The sequence below is a fragment of the Glaciibacter kafniensis genome (genome assembly GCF_039538945.1).
GTDB classification, from domain to species: Bacteria; Actinomycetota; Actinomycetes; order Actinomycetales; family Microbacteriaceae; genus Cryobacterium; species Cryobacterium kafniensis.
Window position 1 is genome coordinate 84,678 of record NZ_BAABCN010000015.1, and the last position, 20,504, is coordinate 105,181.

The 20,504-nt window shown below is 65.1% G+C and carries 12 protein-coding genes; 9 read left to right on the forward strand and 3 right to left on the reverse strand.

Annotated features, from left to right (window positions below; translation table 11 throughout):
• Nucleotide 1 precedes the first annotated feature (1 nt).
• Nucleotides 2-1,384: an LssY C-terminal domain-containing protein gene (locus ABD791_RS18240; RefSeq protein ID WP_345069304.1), complete on the forward strand. Its 1,383-nt coding sequence runs from the start codon at nt 2-4 to the stop codon at nt 1,382-1,384.
• A gap of 92 nt (nt 1,385-1,476) precedes the next feature.
• Here ABD791_RS18240 and trhO read toward each other — a convergent pair whose 3' ends face one another.
• Nucleotides 1,477-2,388, reverse strand: coding sequence for an oxygen-dependent tRNA uridine(34) hydroxylase TrhO (gene trhO / locus ABD791_RS18245; protein WP_345069305.1), 912 nt, complete (start codon nt 2,386-2,388; stop codon nt 1,477-1,479).
• A gap of 209 nt (nt 2,389-2,597) precedes the next feature.
• On the opposite strand from trhO, the gene ABD791_RS18250 reads away from it, so the two are divergent.
• On the forward strand, nt 2,598-3,137 hold the full coding sequence (locus ABD791_RS18250; protein WP_345069306.1) for a YbhB/YbcL family Raf kinase inhibitor-like protein: 540 nt from the start codon (nt 2,598-2,600) through the stop codon (nt 3,135-3,137).
• An 82-nt stretch (nt 3,138-3,219) separates the two neighbouring features.
• Entirely contained in the window at nt 3,220-4,257 is a 1,038-nt protein-coding gene (locus ABD791_RS18255; protein WP_345069307.1) for an alpha/beta hydrolase, read from the forward strand.
• 6 nt (nt 4,258-4,263) lie between these two features.
• On the opposite strand, the gene ABD791_RS18260 is transcribed toward ABD791_RS18255, so the two are convergent.
• On the reverse strand, nt 4,264-4,902 hold the full coding sequence (locus ABD791_RS18260) for a LysE family translocator (RefSeq protein WP_345069308.1): 639 nt from the start codon (nt 4,900-4,902) through the stop codon (nt 4,264-4,266).
• A 173-nt stretch (nt 4,903-5,075) separates the two neighbouring features.
• On the opposite strand from ABD791_RS18260, the gene ABD791_RS18265 reads away from it, so the two are divergent.
• The 6 genes from ABD791_RS18265 to ABD791_RS18290 all read left to right on the forward strand — a co-directional run bounded on the left by ABD791_RS18265 (nt 5,076) and on the right by ABD791_RS18290 (nt 19,823).
• The gene (locus ABD791_RS18265; protein WP_345069309.1) at nt 5,076-6,215 is read left to right on the forward strand and encodes a bifunctional 2-methylcitrate synthase/citrate synthase; all 1,140 of its coding nucleotides are present in this window, start codon (nt 5,076-5,078) and stop codon (nt 6,213-6,215) included.
• Nucleotides 6,216-6,461: 246 nt separating this feature from the next.
• Nucleotides 6,462-10,055, forward strand: coding sequence for a carboxypeptidase regulatory-like domain-containing protein (locus ABD791_RS18270; RefSeq protein ID WP_345069311.1), 3,594 nt, complete (start codon nt 6,462-6,464; stop codon nt 10,053-10,055).
• A 166-nt stretch (nt 10,056-10,221) separates the two neighbouring features.
• Nucleotides 10,222-10,785, forward strand: a complete 564-nt coding sequence (locus ABD791_RS18275; RefSeq protein WP_345069312.1) for a thioesterase family protein — start codon at nt 10,222-10,224, stop codon at nt 10,783-10,785.
• Between the two features lie 59 nt (nt 10,786-10,844).
• Complete coding sequence (locus ABD791_RS18280; RefSeq protein ID WP_345069313.1) at nt 10,845-13,085, forward strand: sigma-70 family RNA polymerase sigma factor; 2,241 nt, start codon at nt 10,845-10,847, stop codon at nt 13,083-13,085.
• Between the two features lie 94 nt (nt 13,086-13,179).
• Nucleotides 13,180-18,135, forward strand: coding sequence for a sigma-70 family RNA polymerase sigma factor (locus ABD791_RS18285; protein WP_345069314.1), 4,956 nt, complete (start codon nt 13,180-13,182; stop codon nt 18,133-18,135).
• A gap of 137 nt (nt 18,136-18,272) precedes the next feature.
• On the forward strand, nt 18,273-19,823 hold the full coding sequence (locus tag ABD791_RS18290) for a sigma-70 family RNA polymerase sigma factor (protein ID WP_345069315.1): 1,551 nt from the start codon (nt 18,273-18,275) through the stop codon (nt 19,821-19,823).
• Nucleotides 19,824-19,852: 29 nt separating this feature from the next.
• Here ABD791_RS18290 and ABD791_RS18295 read toward each other — a convergent pair whose 3' ends face one another.
• Nucleotides 19,853-20,359: an SRPBCC domain-containing protein gene (locus tag ABD791_RS18295; protein ID WP_345069316.1), complete on the reverse strand. Its 507-nt coding sequence runs from the start codon at nt 20,357-20,359 to the stop codon at nt 19,853-19,855.
• Nucleotides 20,360-20,504 lie beyond the last annotated feature (145 nt).

The window sequence follows — 20,504 nt, forward strand, 5'->3', positions numbered from 1 at the left end:
TATGCCAGACGAGGCAGAAGCACCTGCCAACATCACTCAGACGAGTCAGCCGCCGCTGGGCGGGCCGCCGTTGGGTCAGCCGCGCGAGCCCGCCAAAATCCAGGCCGGCGCCGGGCGACCCCCGACGAGTTCGGCGCTCGACACCTTCTTCTTCATCTTCGCCGGTGCCGCTTCGGTCTGGCTGGCGGTGCTCGTGTTCGAGGAGAGCTTCTCCTGGGGCTGGGGCGTTGTCTGGGTCATCATCATTTTCTGGGTGCTCAGCGCCTACCTCGTGTTGCCGCGCTTGCACCGCATCCTGACGCGCATCTACCTGCCCGACTATTTCATCGGGCGTGCGCGCACGAGCGACGGCTTGCTCGGTGACCCGGTCAACCTGGCGCTCACCGGCACCGAAGCGCAACTTCATCAGGTCCTGACCGAGGCAGGATGGACGCGCGCCGACGACATCACCGCCGCCTCGACGCGTCGCATCATCACGTCGACCCTCTCGCGCCGCAGCTACGACGAAGCCCCGGTGAGCCCGCTGCTGTTGTTCGACCGGCAGCAAGATTTCGCCTATCAGCAGGAGGTCGCCGGCAATCCGGCGAAGCGGCATCACGTGCGGTTCTGGCGTTGCCCCGACGGCTGGGCGCTGCCCGGCGGCGGCCGCGTCGACTGGCTCGCCGCTGGAACCTTCGACAAGCGCGTCGGATTCTCGCTGTTCACCCTGCAGATCACCCACAAGATCGACGAGAACACCGACATCGAGCGCGACCACATCGTCGCCAGCCTCAGCGCGGCCGATCCGGCGGTGAGCGTCGCGGTGATCCGCGACTTCTCGACCGGATACCACTCGCGCAACGGCGGGGGCGACTCGATCGAGACGGATGGCGACCTGCCGGTGATCAACCTGCGCGACGTGCAGGTGACGGATGCGGCCCCGCCGGCCGCGGCATCCGGTGCGGTCAAAAAACCGCAGGCAATCGTCGTCGGAGCCGCACTGATGGGCGCCCGGGTGCTCGCCGGGCTGCTCTTCATCGGGGTGACTGCCGTGAACTGGCGTGAAGTCGCGGACTCACTTGACGTAGACCTCGGTCGATCGGGAATCACGGGTGCCGCAGCCCACGACCTGGTGCTCGCGACTGTGCTCATTGTCTACGGTCTTGCCCTGCTGGCTTATCTCGTCGTGGCCTGGTTCGTGTTCGTCGGTCACAACTGGGCCAGGGTGACGGCCATGGCCATGGCGACGATCAGCATCGTGATTCAGCTCGCCAGTTCGTTGACCGACGGGGTCGCGATCACCCTGCGCACGACGCTGGTGAGCCTGGCCCTCGACATCCTGATTTTGCTGGCGCTCTCGGCTTCGTCGGCGCGCACCTATGCGCGAAGGCGACGTGAACGCTAAATATTGACGCGAAACTGCAGTTGTCAGACGCTCAGGGCGCGGGAAGCTCCGACAACTGCAGGTTCGCGTGAGACGTGCGAAGGGTGCGGCGGCTAGAGGGCAGCGGCAGCGGCGTGCGCGGCGCAGGCCGGGGGAGACGCTTCGACGCACGACTCGCAGACCACAAGCTGCTCCCGGCACGAGAGGTCGCGGCAGTTGAGCATGTTCTTGGTCGGCTCGGCGCAGACCGCGCAGCGACCGATCACCTCGGTGTTGTCGCTGAAGTCGACGGACATCCGCTGGTCGAAAACGTAGAGCGAGCCGTCCCACAGGCCGGTGTCGCCGTATGCCTCGCCGTAACGCACGATGCCACCGTCGAGCTGGTAGACCTCGCCGAATCCGCGCGCCTTCATCAGGCCGCTGAGCACCTCACAGCGGATGCCGCCGGTGCAGTAGGTGACGACCGGCTTGTCTTTGAGGTGGTCGTATTTGCCGCTGTCGAGTTCGGCCACGAAGTCGCGGGTGGTGGCGACATCCGGAACGACCGCGTTCTTGAACTTGCCGATCTCGGCCTCGAACGCGTTGCGGCCGTCGAAGAAGACCACGTCGTCGCCGCGCTCGGCGACGAGTTCGTGCAGCTCGGCCGGGGCCAGTTTCGTGCCGCCGTCGATCACGCCGGTGTCGTCGACGCGCAACTCACCGGGAGCTCCGAAGCTGACGATCTCGTCGCGCACCTTGACCACAAGTCGCGGAAAGTCGAGGCTGAGCCCGGCCTCGTCGAGCCCGGTTCCTTCGCTCCACTTGAAGTCGATGTTCTTGAACGCCGGGTAGTCCCGAGTCTTGCGCACGTAGCGCTTGAGCGCGGGCAGATCGCCGCCGAGCGTGCCGTTCAGGCCATCCTTCGAGATCAGGATGCGTCCGCGCAGGCCCAATCCCTCACAGAGGTCGCGCTGCCAGAGGCGCACGGCGTCGGGGTCGTTCAACGGCGCGAACACGTAATAGAGCAGAATCTTCGGGATGGCCACCCGCTCATTTTACGCGGGCCTGTCTGGGTGCCGACGGGGCGCATCCGTGCCGCTGCCCACCTGGTCGCGCAAGAATCCGACCCGCGAGTTGTCAGAGATGGCCCCTTGAACGCGCGCGAAGGGGCCATCTGTGACAACTCGCGGAGATATCTCGCGGCCTTGTTGCGACGGTTCAGACGTAGGCTGCTGGCAAGAGAAGGAGGTCAGCGATGACCGATGCAGATCCACTCGCCCGATTCGGCGAAGTACCACTCTTCAACCTCACGAGCAGCGACCTGACCGACGGGCAACCGCTGGCCGCAGCACAGTATGGCGCGGGTTCGGGCGGCGACGATCGTTCGCCGGCCCTGTCGTGGTCAGGGTTTCCGGCGAAGACGGCGAGCTTCGCCCTGACCGCGTATGACCCGGATGCTCCGACCGGGTCAGGATTCTGGCACTGGGCCGTCTTCAACATCCCCGTGTCGGTGACGGCGCTGGCGGCTGGTGCCGGAAGCCCGAGAAGCCCGTTGCTGCCCGCCGAGGCGACAACACTGCCGAACGAGACGCGCCAGAGCAACTTCATCGGCGCCGGCCCGCCGGAAGGAACCGGGGTGCACCGCTACCAATTCATCGTGCATGCCGTCGACGTAGCCCACCTGCGCATCGATCCCGAATCGACGCCTGCCGTGTTGGGGTTCAACCTGCATTTCCACACGCTGGCCCGCGCCGTGCTCACCGGAACAGGAGAGTTCGACCCACAGCGCCGCTGAACCGCTGCGGCGCCTCGCCGCTCCCAGCTTCAGCGGGTCTCCTCTCAGCGCGTGCACGGATGCGCACCGTACAGTTGAGGGAATGTCACAAACGCTCATCGCCCCTCTCCACGCTCCCGCAGCACCGCGCACCCCTTCACAGTGGACGGGTTTGTCCCGAGTTCCGGTGTGGGCGTGGCGGGCGCTGATGACGCGACTCGAGTCCGGCGAACTGCACAAGTTCAACGCGGAACCGATTGACACCGTCGACTACCACCTCGACATTGACTACGTGGGTGACGGCATCCGTGACCACAAGCTTGACGTGCTGGTGCCGCACGATCTGACAGCGCCCCTCCCCGTCTACGTCTACTTTCATGGCGGAGGGTGGACCTCCGGTGACAAAGCGCCACTCACCAAATACGCGGCGAGTCAGGCGCAAGACGGCATGGTCGTCGTGAACGTCAACTACCGGATGGCGAGTCGGCTCAACGACTTCACGCATATGCTCGAAGACGGCCACTCGGTGCTCGACTGGGTGTCACGCAACATCGCCGAGTTCGGCGGAGACGCCACCCGCATCGTGCTTGGCGGCGACTCGGCTGGGGGTCACATCGCCGCGCTGCTCACCGCGACGGCCTACGACGATGATCTCGCCGCGCACTACGACATCCGCCCGCAGATCGACAAGCAGCACCTGCGCGGCCTCGTGCAGCACTGCAGCATGGCCGACTTCTCTGTGATCTTCGATCGCGGCTTCATTCTCAGTCGCAACTTCTTGCGGATGCTGCTGCCCGGTCGCGGTCGCGGACAGTCGCTGAAGGCCGCCGCCCGGTTCTTGTCGCCGATTGAGTGGCTCGACAAGGGTTTTCCGCCCGTGTTTCTCACCACCTCGGAGCGCGACTTCTTCTACCAGTCGAACATGAACTTCGTCGAGGCAATGCGTCGGCGTGCGCTGCCCATTGACACGTTGATCTACTCGCGTGACCGCGTGAATGCCAAGCACACCTGGCAGCAGGATGCGAAGCATCCCGAATCGCAGGAGGTCTACCGTCGTCTCGGTGCCTTCGTGCGTCGCGTTGCCGCCGCCCCCGCGGCTGCGCTGTCGACCGGGGCCCACCCCGTTGCGATGGCCGCGTAGAGCGCGTCAGGACTTCGCGCCGGTCACCGCCAGCACGCCGCCGAGGCCGATCATCATGACGCCGCCGGTGGCCGAGAGGCCTTCCAGGCGCTTCGGCGATGCGGCGAACCAGTCGCGCGCCGTGCCGGCGGCCAACGCCCAGACGCTGTCACCGAGCACGGCGAGCACGACGAAGACGAGCCCCAGCGTCGCGAGTTGCATCGGCACCGCGCCCGCCTGGTAGTCGACGAATTGCGGCAGAACCGCCACGAAGAACACGAGTGATTTCGGGTTGGTCAGGCCAACCACGAAGCCTTCCGCGAGCAGGCGCCACTTCGATTTGCGCGTGACGCTGACCCCGATGTCGGTGGCAATCGTGCGGCGATGACGGATCGCCTGCACTCCGAGATAGACGATGTAGACGGCACCGGCGAACTTGATGATCGTGAACAGCACGATCGATTGGGTCACGATCACGCCGAGTCCGAGCGCAACAGCGGCGACGGCCGGCAGGAGGCCGAGCGCATTGCCGAGCACGCTGAGAAATCCGCCGATGCGTCCGAGCGCCAACGAGCGCCCGATCACGAATAGCACTGACGGACCCGGAAGCGCGATGAGGGCGATGGATGCCAGCGAAAACGTCAGAAGATTGGTCAACGGAACCATGGCAAAACGCTACTGCACAGCCCGGTTGCCGTCACGTGAAATCTGCGTCAGGCATCTTCACAGAAATCGAGCATCGCCAAGACGGCCCGGAACTGCTTGACTGGCGTTTCGAGTACCGCTGTCGCTGACGCAGTCGTCAGTGGCGATGATCGTCTCGAGAGTGAGGGGAGATCATGACCAACGTCACGACCGAAGATGCCGCCCAGCCGGTGATCTACAAGGGTTTGGCCGGCGTTCCGGTGGACTACACCGCGATCTCCAAGGTGAATGGCGACACGAATTCGCTGCTCTACCGGGGCTTCGCCGTGCAAGATCTCGCTGCGAGGTGCAGCTTCGAAGAGGTGGCCTACCTGCTCTGGCAGGGCGAGCTGCCCGATGAACGGCAGCTGGCCGAGTTCGAGACCCGTGAACGTTCGCTGCGTCACCTCGACCACGTTGTGCGCCGGGTGATCGACGAGCTTCCGACGACGGCGCATCCGATGGACGTCTTGCGCACCGCGGTCAGTGTGATTGGCGCGCGCGACCCCTCAGCAGCGGATGCCTCGCCAGAGGCCAACCTCGACAAGGCCATGCGGCTCTACGCCCAGCTGCCGGCGATCGTCGCCTATGACCAGCGCCGTCGTCACGGCCTCGAGCTGGTCGAGCCGCGCGATGACCTGAGTTACTCGGCAAACTTTTTGTTCATGGTCTTCGGTGATGTCGCAGATCTCGAGGTGGTCAGCGCGTTCGACGTGTCGATGATTCTCTACGCCGAGCACTCGTTCAACGCCTCCACCTTCACTGCCCGGGTGATCACCTCGACGCTCTCCGACCTGTATTCAGCCGTGACCGGCGCGATCGGTGCGCTCAAAGGGCCCCTGCACGGCGGCGCCAACGAGGCGGTCATGCACACTTTTGAGGAGATCAAGACGGCCGACCGGGTGAGCGCCTGGCTCGACGACGCCCTTGCCAACAAGCACAAGATCATGGGCTTCGGCCATCGGGTCTACAAGAACGGCGACTCACGGGTGCCGACCATGCGTGCCGCGATGGAGTCGATGCTCGTGCACTTCGACCGACCAGACCTCCTCGAGCTCTATGTGGAGTTGGAGGCCGACATGGGAGCGCGCAAAAATATCAAGCCGAACCTCGACTATCCGGCGGGCCCGACCTATCACGTGATGGGATTCGACACTGCGACTTTTACCCCGCTTTTCGTCGCGAGCCGGGTGGTCGGCTGGACGGCCCATGTGATGGAGCAGTTGACGGCCAACGCTTTGATTCGCCCGCTCTCCGTGTATAACGGGGCGCCGCAGCGCGAATTGCCGCTGTAGTTCGCTTTCGGTCACAGCGTTCTTGCTCGCCCCGTGAACGGAGGTCAGGGGTCTGAGTGGCGCCAGAGGCACCCCTAGAACGGGTGCCGGAACTTATGGGGGATGCCCGAGAATCGAGCAGTAGCAGGTGTTTTGCTCTGCCAGACTTCCGATTGTTCACGACTATTCAGTCGTGCAATTTTCGTCACCGACTCGGGGGAACCAGTGATCCGACCCTTCAGCCGTGCCAAAAAGATTGTGGCGGCTGTGACCGCCGCCACGCTCTTTGGCTCGCTTCTTGCGGCCAGCGCCGCAGCACCTGCTTTTGCCACGTCTGACGACGTATCTGCAACCCCGCCGAGCGTGGCCGGTGTCGGTCCGGTGCTCAGCGGCAGCGTGACGACGGATGCGGGTGATGCCGCTGTCGGCATCGCCGTGCGCGCTTTCTTGGATGCTGCGACCGAGCCGGTTGTTGCGACGACGGATGATTCGGGCGCGTTCGCGTTCGACGCTGCGCAGCTGTCCGTCGGCAGCTATTCAGTGGAGTTCGCCGACGAGAGCGGTGTGTTCGCGACCGAATGGTGGCAGGATGCTGCGACGCGCGCCGACGCTGCGCCGGTTGTCATCGATAGCGTCGAATCCGAGTATCTGGTAGCGAACGTTGCGCGGAGTGCCTCAACCTCGCCCGATGCCGGCGTCGAAACTCCCGGTGAGCCGACGACCGAACCATCGACGGAGCCGACGGCCGAGCCGACCGGGGAACCGACGGCCGAGCCGACTGTGGAGCCGACGACGGAACCGACGACGGAACCGACGGCGGAGCCGTCTGCGGAGCCAACTGCGGAGCCGACGACGGAACCGACGGCCGAGCCGACTGTGGAGCCGACGGCCAAGCCGACGGCCAAGCCGTCGATCAAATCAGACAAGCCATCCGCGACGCCCCTTGCTGCTTCTACAGCGACGATCTCCGGTACCGTCAAGGACTCAGCGGGAAAAGTGGTCGAGAACGCCTACGTCTCCACGTACCTCCAGAACCCGGAAAGCACCTATCCCACGTGGATTGACTCAGCTTCGACCAATGCGTCGGGCAAGTACTCGATCACGGGTCTTGCTGCGGGCAGCTACACCCTGGAGTTCAGCAGTAGCTCAAATTACATCACTGAGTGGTGGAGCAACGCGGCGTCCTCTGAGAAGGCCACGTATTTCACGCTTGCCGCCGGAGCATCGACGACGAAAGATGCAGCTCTAGTCAAGGGGGCGACGATCTCCGGCACGGTGAAGAACGCGTCTGGTGCTGCAATTTCAGGGGTCTTTGTCTATGCCTCGCCGAAGACCGGTTATCAGGGCGGGAGTGCCACGACGAGTTCGACAGGTAAGTATTCGATCAATGGCCTGGCCGCAGGAAGTTACACGCTGCAGTTCAACGGCAATTCGACGTACGCGCCGGAGTGGTGGAGCAACGCGATATCCAGCGACAATGCGACGTACTTCACGCTTGCCGCAGGGGCATCGACGACGAAAGACGCCTCGCTGGCGAAGGGATCGACGATCTCCGGCACGGTGAAGAACGCAGCGGGAACGGGTATCGCCGGTGTTTCTGTGTATGCATCGAGCAAGACTTCAGACGCGTATGGCTCGGCGACGACGAGTTCGTCGGGCACGTACTCGATGACGGGACTGGCTGCGGGCAGTTACACGCTCTCGTTCACGGCCTCTGGCTACGTGTCGGAGTGGTGGAGTAACGTCACGAGCTACGACAAGCGCACCTTCTTCGCAGTGGCGGCGGGTGCGTCACTGACGAGGGATGCTGAGCTCGCCAAGGGGGCGACGATCTCCGGCATCGTCAAAAATTCTTCGGGCACAGCGATCACGGGGGTCAACGTCACAGCCTCGTTGAAAGTGAAGGACTCGCTCTATCCCGCATGGGCCGGCTATGCCACGACCGATGGGTCGGGCAAATACTCGATCACCGGTCTTGCTGCTGGCAGCTACACGCTGCAATTCAGCAGCAGCTCGAATTATGTATCGGAGTGGTGGAGCAACGCTGCGTCTTCAGACAAGGCCAGCTACTTTGCGCTCGCCACTGGGGCATCCGCGACGAAGGATGCCGCCTTGGCGAAGGGCGCGACAGTCTCCGGCACCGTGAAGAACGCCGCCGGCACGGGTATTGCTGGAGTTTCGGTGAATGCATCGAGCAAGACCGGCCAGTATGGCTCTGCGACGACGAGTTCGTCTGGCACGTATTCGATGACGGGCCTTGCTGCTGGTAGCTACACGCTGCAGTTCAGCAGCACCTCGAATTATGTGCCGGAGTGGTGGAGCAACGCCTTGTCTCTTGGCAAGGCGACGTATTTCGCGCTTACCGCAGGCGCATCCACGACGAAGGACGCCGCCCTGGCGAAGGGGGCGACGATCTCTGGCACAGTGAAGAACTCGGCCGGTGCGGGCATTGCTGGAGTTTCGGTGAATGCATCGAGCAAGACCGGCCAGTATGGCTATGCGACGACGAGTTCGTCTGGCAAGTATTCGATCACGGGTCTTGCCGCTGGTAGCTACACGCTGCAGTTCAGCAGCACCTCGAATTATGTGCCGGAGTGGTGGAGCAACGCGGCGTCGTCTCAGAACGCGACGTATTTCGGGCTGGCCGCAGGGGCGTCAACCACGAGAGACGCTGCCTTGGCGAAGGGCGCGACGATCTCCGGCACAGTGAAGAATGCTTCGGGTGCAGCACTGTCGGGGGTCTCCGTCTCTGCCTCACCGAAAACCGGCTACATGGGTGGGTACGCGACGACCAACTCGTCAGGCACGTACTCGATCGTCGGCCTCGCGGCAGGCAGCTACACGCTCTCATTCTCTGCACCTGGCCATGTCTCAGAATGGTGGGGCAACGTCACGAGCTATGACAAGCGCACATACTTTGCGTTGGCGGCGGCTGCGTCGACGACACGAGATGTGACTTTGGCCAAGGGTGCGATCGTCACCGGCGTCGTGAAGAACTCCGCCGGAAAGGGCATCGGCGGAGCGTGGGTGACGGTCTACGCGAAGGGCGCCGACGGTAAACCTGAGTACAGGGGGAGCAGCGGCACGGACGCCACCGGAAGGTATTCGATTAATACTTTGTCGGCGGGTAGCTACACGTTGGAATTCAACGGCAACACCTATGCCCGCGAGTGGTGGTCGAACGCCGAATCGAGCGCGACGGCAACCTACTTCTCACTCGCGACCGGCGCATCGACGACGCGGAACGCCGGTCTCAGCACCGGCGGTTCGTTGAGCGGAACCGTGACCGGAAAAACGGGCAGGACGATCGCGCCGACCCGGGCCACCATTGAGGCATACAACACGTCGGGGCATTTGGTCGCCACGACGTGGGCGGGTTCAGTCAGCGGGGAGTACCTCATCACCGGGCTGAAGCCCGGCAACTACCGTCTGAAGTTCATCTCGGTCGTTTCCACCGGTGAAGATTCGGTGAAGAGTGGACCGTTCATCACCGAGTACTGGAACAACAAGAGCAGTCTGGCCTCGGCGAACGTCGCCACGGTGGCCGCGGGCAAGACCAAGACAGGCGTCAACGTTGAACTCGCCGCGAAGCACACGCTGAAGACGGCGACTCCGAAGGTGTCCGGCACGGTCGCGATCGGCAAGGCTCTGAAGGTGACCACCGGAACCTGGACGTCGGGCACGAAATTCAGCTACCGATGGCTGGCCGATGGCAAGGCGATCAGTGGCGCGACGAAGTCAACCTTCACGATCACGTCGGCTCAGAAGGGCAAGGCGCTCTCGGTGAAGGTCACCGGCGCGAAGACCAACTATCTGACGGTGTCGAAGACCTCGGCGAAGACAGCGAAGGTCGCTCGCTAAACCCGAGCGACGTGTGTGACTGCAACGGGCCGGGGGTCGCCACTGGGCGGCATCCGGCCCGTTGCGCTTGTCGCGACCCTGCAAAGATTGCTGCGCAGCGCGACGGATGCCTGTGCGCGTCGGCAAGAGATGCGGGATCCGGCGTCGGTGGCCCTAGCATCGCAGGGTGCATATGTTCTTTCGAACTCTCCTTCACCTTGTACGGTCGCGCTTCGGCCCGCGCCTCGGCCACTACGACGTGGCTCGAACCCGGTTCATCACGCTGCCGACCGACCAGGACATCCTGCGCCACATGAACAACGGCGTGTACCTGTCGATCATGGACGTCGCCCGCTTCGACATGCTCGTGCGCAACGGGGTCTGGGAGATCTTCAAGCAGCGCGGCTGGTACCCGGTCGTGGTCAGTGAGACGATCAGTTTTCGCAAGTCCCTGCAGATGTGGCAGAAGTTCACGATTGAGTCGCGCATCCTTGGCTTCGACGAGAAGGCCGTCTATGTCGAGCAGCGGTTTGTGCGCCCGGATGCCGAGGGCAACCCCGAGATCTATGCGCAGGGTTTCATTCGTGGCCGGTTTCTGAAGCGCAGCGGTGGTGTCGTCTCGATCGATGAGCTTCTCGAGGCAATCGGTGAGCCGCCCGCGTCGGTGACGGTTGCGGACTGGCTGCTTGCCTGGAGCGACGACGTCACTCTGCCGCCGACGCGTGCGACAGCTCCGAGCATCTGGCAGTAGTCGCGTAAGAAAATGGGAAGCCAGGAGTCTCTTTCAGTGTGACTAGTAGATTTGGCGCCATGAGCCAGCGACCCCCTCGATCGAGCGCGGGCGCCGAGCCGCCCCACAAGCTTGACGAGCAGGGCGATTCCGAGCTGGTCGACCTCGTTCGCGAGGGCAACAAGCAGGCGTTCGGCGTGCTCTGGCAGCGGCACGCCGGGCCAGGCAAGGCAGTGGCCAGAGCTTTTTCGGCCTCGATGGATCCCGACGACCTCGTCGCCGAATCGTTCACCAAGATCTTTCATTCGATTCAGTCGGGCAAAGGCCCGACCACCGCGTTTCGGGCCTACCTGTTCACGACGATTCGCAACACCGCGGCGTCGTGGGGTCGTTCGTCGAAGGAATCATCGACTGACGAACTCGATGAACTGGCTGGACCGACATCCCTGGAGGACGAGTCGCTTGCGGCGCTTGACCGCAGCCTGACGGCCACCGCGTTCCGTTCCCTGCCGACTCGGTGGCAGGAGGTGCTCTGGTACACCGAGGTTGAAGGGCTGACGGCACAGCAGGTCGCACCGCTGCTCGGGATGAAAGCCAACGCCGTCTACGCCCTGGGCTTTCGGGCCAGGGAAGGGTTGCGCCAAGCCTGGATTCAGGCTCATATTTCGTCGGTGCCGGAGAATTCGGAATGCCGCTGGTCGATCGAACGGCTCGGCGGCCACGCACGTGGAGCGTTGGCGTCCCGCGATCAGAGCCGCCTCGACGATCACCTCGCCGAATGCAACCGGTGCACCATCATCGCCTCGGAAGCGCACGAGGTCGGGTCCCGTCTCGCGCTGATCCTGCTCCCACTCGTTGCAGGCGTCGGCGGCGCCGCGGCCTACACGGCGTGGAACCAGACGAACGGGGCGTCGTCACTCCTCGCCGCGCTTGAACCGGTCGGTCCGCCGCCCGCGGTGGTGTCGGCATCCTTCGCTAAGCCGGCGAAATCCCTCTCGACTGGAGCCACTGTCGCGCTCGTTGCCGTGGTCACACTGGGGTTGGCAGGCGGCGCCGCACTGATCGTTCCGGCACTGATCAATTCAGCGAGCGATGAGCAGACGCTCGCCCAGACCGTTGACCCTCCGGCCCTCGCGCCAACCGATGAGACGGATGCGGCGGCGCCCGAGATCGCGCAGCCAGAGATCGCGCTGCCCGAGATCACGGTTCCGCCTGTTGTCGAGTTGCTCGTGCCGCCGGCGCCGAGCGAACCTGTGACTGCGCCCAACCCGCCTGCGCCTCGCCCCGCACCGAACCCGGCACCGATTCCAACAGCGGCTCCGATACCTGTGCCGACTCCGACGTCGGAGCCGACACCAACGCCGGACCCTCCCGTGACTCCGACGCCGACCCCCACGCCGACTGCGCCACCGATAACACCGCCGACGACGCCTCCGGTGGTTCCGAATCCGTCGGTGCCGATCGTGAATTCACCGGTCGCAGATGCCGAGCTCAACACGTCTACCGTGAATATGAGCGGCACCGGAGCCCCCGGAAATACAGTGCTTGTCACCATCGAACCTCCCTCTGCGGAAGGACCGTTCAGCGCGACAATCGACGCGACCGGGCACTGGAACGCCGCCGTCGGGCCGCTTCCTGACGGAAGACACGCTTTGACCGTTGTTCAAAGCACGCCTACGGGCGAGACATCGAACCCCCTCTCGCAGAGCGTGACCATTGACACCGTCGCGCTACCGCCGACCGGAACGATCACAAAGGACCCAGGCGATCGCTTTGTTCCCTCGCTTGAGGGTCACGCCGAAGCGAACGCCACTGTCGAGGTCTTGAATAGTGCCGGTGACGTGATCGACGAGACGACAGCGGATGCCGCGGGGGTGTGGGCGATCGATGCGGTCGCCGGACTCGGATTCGGCACACAAACTATTGCAGTACGACAGATCGACACGGCAGGCAATGTCTCGCCGCTGACCTCTCCCAAGACAGTGACGCTGAGGCAGATTTCGATTGCCTGGCCCCTCGAGGGCGCATCGGTGGGAACCTCGGTCAATGTCGACATTGTGGGCGATCCTGGCATCGCCTTCCAAGCCCTGCTCGATGGCGTTCCGACGGGAAACCCACACTCGATCAACCCAGATGGAACGTGGTCAGGCCGTTTGACCCTGCCCGTTGGGATGGAATACGGAGATCATGTACTGAGCGTGCGCTACGCGGACGACGAGGATCACCCGACACGTTTCGGCCCGGAGGCCACGGTCAACTTCGTCGCCGTCGACCCGGCCGATGGGCCTCCGTCTTCCTCCGGACCGCTTCCCCCGGCCTAGTCGAGACCCGCACGCCGTCAGGCGAAACCAAATACGGGTCGCCGCGACCCGAAACTGAGCATTTCTTCTCTGCGTGACCAGTAGATTGGGCTCTATGGGGGACGAGAAGACGCGAATTACGGCGCGCTCTCACTCTCCCCGAAAACTCGACGCTCAGGCCGATGGCGAGCTGGTTGAGCTTGTTCGCAAGGGTAACACCGAGGCGTTCGGTGTGCTCTGGGAGCGACATGCCGAGCCGGGCAAAGCAGTGGCGCGCGGGTACTCGGCCTCGCAGGATCCCGACGACCTCGTCGCCGAAGCGTTTACCAAAATCTTTCAGTCGATTCGTTCGGGCAAAGGCCCGACAACGGCATTTCGGGCCTATCTGTTCACGACGATTCGCAATGTGTCGGCGTCGTGGGGGCGTTCGTCGAAGGAGTCCTCGACCGACGAACTCGATGATCTGGTCGACCCGAAGACCCTTGAGGACGAGTCGCTTGCGGCGCTTGACCGCAGCTTGACGGCCAACGCGTTTCGCTCCCTGCCCACACGGTGGCAGGAAGCGCTCTGGTACAGCGAAGTTGAAGGCATGACCGTGCAGCAGATTGGGCCGCTGCTCGGGATGAAGCCCAACGCCGTCTCCGCGTTGACCTTTCGAGCGAGGGAAGGCTTGCGCCAGGCCTGGATTCAGGCCCATATTTCATCGGTACCGGAGAATTCGGACTGCCGTTGGTCGATCGACCGGCTCGGCAGTCACGCACGTGGAGCCTTGGGACCCCGGGAGCAACGCCGCCTGGACATCCATCTGGCGGAGTGTGGTCGGTGCTCGATCATCGCGTCGGAGGCGCAAGAGGTGGGCAGCCGTCTCGCGCTGATTCTGCTGCCGCTCGCTGCGGGAATCGGCGGGGCCTCCGCCTACTTGACCTGGCGTCAGACCGAAGGCGATTCGTCGCTGCTTGCCCTGGGCGGCCCCGGTCCGATGCCGGCAAGCGTCACGAGCTCGTTCGGGGCGAGCGCTGTTTCAGCGTCATCAGCGACGCTCGGGGCCGGCACCACCCTCGCGCTTGTCGCCGTCGCCACCATCGGTCTGGTCGGTGGAGCGGTCGCGGTCGTTCCCCTCTTCCTCAATCCGGCCCCGGAGGTGTCAGTCGCTCAGCCGATCACCCCCGGCGCCCCCGCGACGGATGCCCCGCCGATTGCCGGCCCTGTCGGCTCGCCGGCAGGAGACAACCCGGTGGTCGTCGGCCTGCCGGTCGCTGACCCGTTCGACACCGAACAGGGACCGCTGCCGAGCCCGAGTCCGAGCGATGTGCCGGGGCTGGACCCGACGCCGAGCTCGAGCCCGACTCCGACTGCGCCGCCAACTGCCCCGCCGACTCCGACTCCGACTCCGACGCCGACGCCGACTCCGACACCAACGGCGCCGCCGACCGTTCCCCCCCAGCCTCCGGCACCGATTCCCGGCACGCCAACCGTGGGCTCACCAGCCTCTGGCGCGGTGATCGGCAGCAGCACGGTTCGAATCAGCGGCACCGCAGCATCGGACGATGCCGGAAACACCATCGAGGTGACAGAACCAGCCGGCGCGTCATCCGCCCGACTAAGCACCCGGTTCGTGGTGTCGGCTGCCAGCGCTGCCTTCGCGGCCCCGATCGCGGCCAATGGGTCGTGGACGGTGGACGCTGGGCCCTTGGCCGACGGCGTACACACCTTGAGCATCCGCCAGCTCACCCCGTCGGGTGAGGGGTCATCGGCGACGACCCTCGTCGTGACCGTCGACACCCTGGCGCTTGCCCCGGAGTTCACACTCACTCCAGACCCGAACGGCCGGCTCTTTCCCTCGGCCGGGGGCACGGCCGAGCCCGGTGCAACGGTTCAGTTGGTGAACGGGTCGGGCACGACCATCGATCAGGTCAGAGCGGATGCCGCCGGCAATTGGTCGATCGACGTGATCGACGGCCTCGGCTTCGGTGCGCAGACGATTGCCGCCCGCCAGACCGACACGCTCGGAAATCGCTCGACTCTGACGAGCCCGGAGTCCCTCACCCTCGCGGCGCTGAGTCTCACCGCGCCGGCCGACGGAAGTGACGTGACGCGCACGGATCCCGTCGATGTGAGCGGCGTTGCCGCCGCCAACTTTGACCTGACGATCGACGGGCTACCCACGCGCTTCGGCCTCGACGCGGGGGAAACGTTCTCGCAGAGCCTTTTCGCCGCGCTGGGGTACGGGAGCCATGCGGTCGGCGTGCGCTACGCGGACGACGTCAACGGGGTCGCCCGATTCGGTCCGGCTCGCTCGATCCAGTTCACCTTGGTTCCCGAGGCCCCCACCGTGACGTCTCCGGCGTCGGGTACCGCGACCAGCAGCAGCACGGTGCAGATCAGCGGTACTGCAGCAGTCGCAGATGCCGGAAACAGCGTCGAGGTGTCCGACGGGGCCGGGGCCGCCTTCGCCGCGGCCGTCGCCGCCGACGGGTCGTGGACGCTGAACGCGGGGCCGCTGGCCGACGGCGTGCACACCCTGAACATCCGTCAACGCACATCGACGGGTGAGGTTTCTGCGCCGTCGAGCCTCGTTGTGACGGTCGACACTGTCGCGCTGGCCCCGACGTTCGCACTGGCCGGCGATGCCGGCGGACGGCTCAACCCCTCGGCAACCGGCACGGCCGAGCCCGGAGCGACGGTCGTGCTCGTGAATGGGGCAGGCACCGAAATCGCTCGGGCGAGCGCGGATGCCGTCGGCGACTGGTCGATTGACGTGGTCGGCGGCCTCGCCCTCGGCACGCAGACGCTTGCCGCGCGACAGATCGACGTGCTCGGCAATGTCTCGGCGCTCGGCGGCTCGACATCCCTCACTCTCCTCAGCATCGGTTTTCTCTCTCTGACGGATGGCGGGACGGCGACGGCGGCTGCGCCCGTTGACCTGCGTGGTATTGCGGGTGCCGACCTGCGCCTGGAGATCGACGGCGTACTCACTCCCACGCGATACACCTTCGACGCGGCGGGCACGCTCTCGCCGGCACTGCCGAGCGGTCTCGGCTACGGGAGCCACACGGTGGGCGCGCGCTACGCGGACGACGGCGGTGGGGCCACCCGATTCGGCCCGACGCACTCGGTTCAATTCACGATGATTCCCGAGGCGCCGGTCGTGACGTCGCCGGCTTCGGGCACGAGCACCCGTAGCGACACAGTGCAGATCAGCGGCACTGCGGCATCAATGGATGCCGGAAACAGCGTCGAGGTGACGGACGGAGCTGTCAGCGTCGTCGACGCACTGGTGGGCGCCGGCGGGTCGTGGACCGTGAACGCTGGGCCGTTGGCCGACGGCGTTCACACCCTGAGCATCCGTCAGCGCACCCCAACCGGTGAGGTTTCTGCGACGGCCACACTCGTCGTGACGGTCGACACCACGGCGCTTGCTCCGGCCTTTACACTCACCCCTGACCCGAACGGTCGGCTCTTTCCGTCGGCGGCCGGCACCGCAGAGCCGGGAGCGACGGTCGAACTGGTGAACGGGTCGGGCACGACAATCGATCAGACGACCGCGGATGCCGCCGGTGACTGGTCGGTCGACGTGGTCGGCGGACTCGGGTTCGGCGCCCAGACGATTGCCGCCCGCCAGATCGACCCGCTCGGCACGGTCTCCGTCCTGACGAGCCCGGAGCCCCTCACTCTCGCGTCGCTCGACCTGACCTCGTTTGCCGACGGCGCGGTGGTTGACGGCGGGCAGCTCGTCACGGTCCAGGGCGATCAAGACGCAACCTTCCAGATGTCAGTAGACGGCGCCTTCCAGGACGAGCCCTTCCTCCCGATGCCCTTGTATCAGGCCGGAGGTACCTTCTCGATTCCGATGCCCGACCCGATGTCATTCGGCAGTCACAGCATTGGCGGCCGCTATGTGGAGGTCATCAACGGAATCCGCCGCTATGGCCCGCAATTCGATGTACGCTTCACGCTCGCGTACCCGTCAGTGTCGATCGGCATCCAGTCACCGGCGATGGGCGCCATTCTCGGCAGCAGCACGGTTGCGATCAGGGGCAGTGTCGGGCCGGTGTTCGTCGGCGAAACGGTCGAAGTTTCAGACGGTTTGGGTGCTGAATACGAGGGAACAATCGCCGCCAACGGGTCGTGGGCAGTTGACGCCGGGCCGTTCCCTGATGGGGTTCACACCTTCAGCCTCGTCGTGCGCACGCCGGCGGGCCTGGCACATACGGTCCCGGCCTCCCTCACGGTGACCGTCGACACGGCGGCGGGTCCGCCGACGCTCTCGCTTGCCGGAAACCAGGGCGGACGGTTCGTTCCCTCGGCAGACGGCGTCGCCGAGCCGGGAGCCACCGTTGAGCTCTTCAACGCCGGAGTGAAGATTGATCAGGCGACAGCGGATGTGGCCGGCAACTGGTCCGTCGCCGCGCTGAGCGGTCTCGGCCTCGGCAGCCACCCGATCACCGCTCGGCAGACCGACGCGGCCGGCAACATGTCGGCTTTCACCGGCCCGACGACCGTCACCCTCGCTCCGGTGCAGATCACCTCGTTTGTGGGCGGAAAGTCTCCGAAGGGTGCTCCAGTGGACTTCAGCGGTGTCGCGGGGGCGCCCTTCCAAGCGACTCTCGATGGGGTTGCCACGCCGCTCACTCTCAGCGCAGGGGGCACGCTCTCGCAGAATCTTCTCGCCGGGGCGGCGCTGGGTGGCCACACCCTGAGTGTTCGTTACTCGCAGGTCGTCAGCGGGGTCACCGTTTACAGCCCGGCGAGCACAACCACGTTCGAGGTGGTTCCCGCGACGCCGATCGTGACCTCGCCGGCGTTCGGTGCAACGGTCGATGGCAATCCCTTCGTGATCGCGGGCACCGTGCCGGCGACAGACGTGGGCAATCGTGTAGAGGTTGATTCCTTTGGGTTCATCTCGACGGGAACTGTTGGCCCAGGCGGGTCGTGGACCGTGGGTGGTGTGCTCGTGCCGATCGACGCGAGTGGACAGGGTCACACGTACACCCTGCAGATCAGTCAGTGCACACCGGCCGGGGTGTGCTCGATACCTCGACCCTTCGATGTCGTGGTTGCGGGTTGGTAGTTCGACCCGTTCGGGCGGGCCGCTCGGCCCATAAGAGGGGGTCGCTCGACCCATAATGGGGGGCATTTTTCCTGTAACGGGGGGGCATCTTTGCTCGCAGCAGGCGACCCGGCAAACCTGACTAGTACGTTGGGATTATGGGGGAGCACTCGGCACGATCGACAGCACGTGTTGGGTCGCCCGGCAAATTCGAAGCGCAGTCAGATGTCGAACTGGTCGAACTGGTTCGCAAGGGCAACACTCAAGCATTCGCGGTGCTCTGGCAGCGGCATGCCGAACCGGGCAAAGCGGTTGCGCGCGGGTATTCGACGTCGCAGGATCCCGACGACCTGGTCGCCGAAGCGTTCACCAAAATCTTTCAGTCGATTCAGGCGGGCAAGGGCCCGACGACCGCCTTTCGGGCCTATCTGTTCACGACGATTCGCAACGTGTCGGCCTCGTGGGGCCGTTCGTCGAAGGAGTCCTCGGCCGACGAACTCGACGATTTGGTCGACCCGAAGACGCTCGAAGACGAGTCGCTCGCGGCGCTTGACCGCAGCCTGACGGCCAGCGCGTTCCGCTCACTGCCCACGCGGTGGCAGGAGGCGCTCTGGTACAGCGAGGTTGAGAGCCTGAGCGTGCAGCAGATTGCGCCGCTACTCGGGATGAAGCCCAACGCCGTCTCCGCGTTGACCTTTCGGGCTCGGGAAGGCCTGCGCCAGGCCTGGATTCAGGCGCACATTTCGTCAGCGCCCGAGGATTCCGACTGCCGCTGGTCGATCGATCGGCTCGGCAGCCATGCACGAGGCGGGCTCGGCTCCCGCGAGCAGCGTCGCCTTGACGAGCACCTCGCCGGATGCGGCCGCTGCTCGATCATCGCCTCAGAGGCGCAAGAGGTGGGCAGCCGTCTCGCGCTGATTCTGCTGCCGCTCACTGCGGGAATCGGCGGGGCCGCCGCCTACACGACCTGGAGCCAGACCCACGGAGCATCGTCGCTCCTCGCCGCATTGACGCCGGGACCGCTGCCGGCAAGCATCACGAGCTCGTTCGGCGCCACCGCGGCCGTGTCGACGGGATCGTCCGGCGCCACGGTAGCCGTCGCTGCCCTCGTCACCGTGGTGGCCCTCGGTGGGGGAGCGGCTCTCGTCCTCCCGTCGTTGAACGATTCGGCGCCGCAGCAACACGCTGCCGTGCAGCCGGTCGCCACCGTTGTCACGGCCACTCCCACTCCCCCTGTGCCGACGCCTGCGGTCAGCGCCTCGCCGGAGGCCTCGAACGTGCCGACGCCCGATGCCTCTGCGGAACCGAGCCCCTCATCGAGCCCGAGCCCGAGTGATGTTCCCGCACCGACCCCCGCGCCGACGGTTCCGGCCCCACAGGTTCCCACGCCGGTTCCGACGACGGCACCGCCTCCTGCCCCTCCTGCGCTGCCTCCCCAGGCACCGACCCTGATCTCCCCGGCTTCGGGCGGGGAGATCTCCAGCGACACCATCGTGCTCCGCGGTGCTGTGGCAACAAACGCGGCGGGAAACACGATCGAGGTGTCGACCGCTGCCGGCGACACGTTCGTGGGCACCGTCGGCGCAGACGGAGCATGGGAGGTGAGCGTGGGGCCGCTCGCCGCTGGCACCCACACCTTCAGCATCGTCCAGCGCACGCCAACGGGTGAAGTGTCTCCTTCGGCGAGTTATGTCGTGACCGTCACCTAGACCGTTCCGCCAGCCGCTGCCGCGTGTGGCTAGGCAGACGTGCTCGGAACGATGAGCTCCTTGTAATACTGCGCGTGCGCCGGGTAGTAGTGCTCCCACTCGGGTAGCGGCTCTCCGGCCCGCGCGGCAATCAGCCGGTCGAGATAGTAGTCCCAGCCCGGACCGACCGTTGCAGCCTCGGCCGGGCTTCGGAGCCGTTGGCCGAGCGTGAGGGTGGTCTTGTGGGCGCCTTCAACCAGGTGAACCAGCAGCCGCCACGCGTCATCCCCAGTGCCGATGTCGCAGGAGAACCGGTGCGGTGCATTGCATTCCAGAATACTCACGTACTCCCAGGTGGCGTCGTCTTCTGCGGTCATCAGAAACTTGACGGCTCCGGTTGACGGGGAGCCCGTGTAGGTGCCGATCCATTTCTCGAGTTCGGCTGCATGGGTCACGCTCCACCAGACATCCTCGATCGGGGCGGAGAACAGTCGATCGAGCATGAGATAAAGCCCATCGGGGCGGTGGGCGAGGCGTCCGGTTGGTTTGATTGACATTGCGACCTCCACGGTGTGCGGAACACGAGCCAACTCGGCAGCCGGCTAATTTGAGGCTAAGCCTCTTTGCCCCGCGGGGCCAGAGAAATGGTAGTTGTCTCGGCGGCGGGTCAGGCGCGCAGGGGGTCGGGCGAATTCATTCGAC

Bases quoted from the DNA above. Each gene is read 5' to 3' on its own strand.
- ABD791_RS18240 (WP_345069304.1), top strand. From the start codon at position 2: ATGCCAGACGAGGCAGAAGCACCTGCCAACATCACTCAGACGAGTCAG.
- ABD791_RS18265 (WP_345069309.1), top strand. From the start codon at position 5,076: ATGACCAACGTCACGACCGAAGATGCCGCCCAGCCGGTGATCTACAAG.
- ABD791_RS18295 (WP_345069316.1), bottom strand. From the start codon at position 20,359: ATGTCAATCAAACCAACCGGACGCCTCGCCCACCGCCCCGATGGGCTT.
- ABD791_RS18260 (WP_345069308.1), bottom strand. From the start codon at position 4,902: ATGGTTCCGTTGACCAATCTTCTGACGTTTTCGCTGGCATCCATCGCC.
- ABD791_RS18250 (WP_345069306.1), top strand. From the start codon at position 2,598: ATGACCGATGCAGATCCACTCGCCCGATTCGGCGAAGTACCACTCTTC.
- ABD791_RS18280 (WP_345069313.1), top strand. From the start codon at position 10,845: ATGAGCCAGCGACCCCCTCGATCGAGCGCGGGCGCCGAGCCGCCCCAC.
- ABD791_RS18255 (WP_345069307.1), top strand. From the start codon at position 3,220: ATGTCACAAACGCTCATCGCCCCTCTCCACGCTCCCGCAGCACCGCGC.
- ABD791_RS18285 (WP_345069314.1), top strand. From the start codon at position 13,180: ATGGGGGACGAGAAGACGCGAATTACGGCGCGCTCTCACTCTCCCCGA.
- ABD791_RS18290 (WP_345069315.1), top strand. From the start codon at position 18,273: ATGGGGGAGCACTCGGCACGATCGACAGCACGTGTTGGGTCGCCCGGC.